Source organism: Variovorax glucosi, from assembly GCF_051216695.1.
GTDB lineage: Bacteria > Pseudomonadota > Gammaproteobacteria > Burkholderiales > Burkholderiaceae_C > Variovorax.
On sequence record NZ_JBPJZE010000228.1, the window covers coordinates 1 to 1,192 of the forward strand.

A 1,192-nucleotide genomic window follows, 5' to 3' on the forward strand; every position below is an offset into this window, starting at 1 on the left:
TCGAGCTGCCGGCCGCCGTGGTTCGACACGATGAGCGCATCGGCGCCGCTCGAAGCTGCAAGGCGCGCGTCTTCCACGTCCATGATGCCCTTGAGGATGAGCTTGCCGCCCCAGAGCTTCTTGATCCACTCCACGTCGGCCCAGCTCAGCGCGGGGTCGAACTGCTCGGCGGTCCACGAAGACAGCGACGACAGGTCTTTCAAGCCCTTGGCATGGACCGCGATGTTGCAGAAGGTGCGGCGCTTGGTGCCCAGCATGCCCATGCACCAGCGCGGCTTGGTCGCGAGGTCGATCAGGTTCTTGATGGTGGGCTTGGGCGGAGCCGTGAGGCCGTTCTTGATGTCCTTGTGGCGCTGCCCGAGGATCTGCAGGTCGAGCGTGAGCTGCAGGGCCGTGACGTTAGCGGCCTTGGCGCGCTCGATCAGGCGTTCGATGAAATCGCGGTCCTTCATCACGTAGAGCTGGAACCAGAAGGGGTGCCGGTCGGTGCCCTCGGCAATGTCTTCGAGCGAGCAGATGCTCATGGTCGAGAGCGTGAACGGAATGCCGAAGGCCTTGGCCGCACGGGCGCCGAGGATCTCGCCGTCGGCATGCTGCATGCCGGTAAGGCCGGTGGGCGCAATGGCCACGGGCATGGCGGTGTCCTGGCCGACCATGGTGGTGCGGGTGGAGCGGCCTTCCATGTTCACGGCCACGCGCTGGCGCAGCTTGATCTTCTGGAAGTCGCTCTCGTTGGAGCGGTAGGTGCCCTCGGTCCAGGCGCCGGAGTCGGCGTAGTCGTAGAACATCTTCGGCACACGCCGCTTGGCGATCACCCGCAGGTCTTCGATGCTGGTGATCTTGGAAAGGTCGGACACGGGCTGTCTCCTGGCTGGTTCTTGTGGGTTGACGAAGGCGAACCGGCCATTATCGGCAGGCGCTCCGGCGCGCCATCTGAAAAAAGCCGGACTCCCGTCTGAAAAAAATTCAGATCGGTCGCCTCACTCGCGCAGAGCCTCGCGCAGCCACTCGACGAAGGTCGCGCACTCCCAGCGCTCCATGGCGCCGGGCCGCCAGCACAGGAAGTAGGCGTTGGGCGAGGGCACGCTGCGCTGCGACAGCCGCACCAGCCGCCCGTTGTCCAGCCAGGCGCTGCCCAGCCGCAGGTGCATCAGCACCACGCCGAAGTCTTCGGCGGCAGCGTCGAGCGCCA

The 1,192-nt window shown here is 65.6% G+C and carries 2 protein-coding genes; both read right to left on the reverse strand.

All coding sequences use genetic code 11. The features are described 5' to 3' along the window. On the reverse strand, positions 1–857 hold an 857-nt coding region (locus ACSFA3_RS24510; RefSeq protein WP_435507976.1), incomplete at its 3' end, for an alpha-hydroxy acid oxidase. A gap of 123 nt (positions 858–980) precedes the next feature. Next, positions 981–1,192: LysR substrate-binding domain-containing protein (locus tag ACSFA3_RS24515; protein ID WP_435507977.1), on the reverse strand; the 212-nt coding region annotated here is incomplete at its 5' end.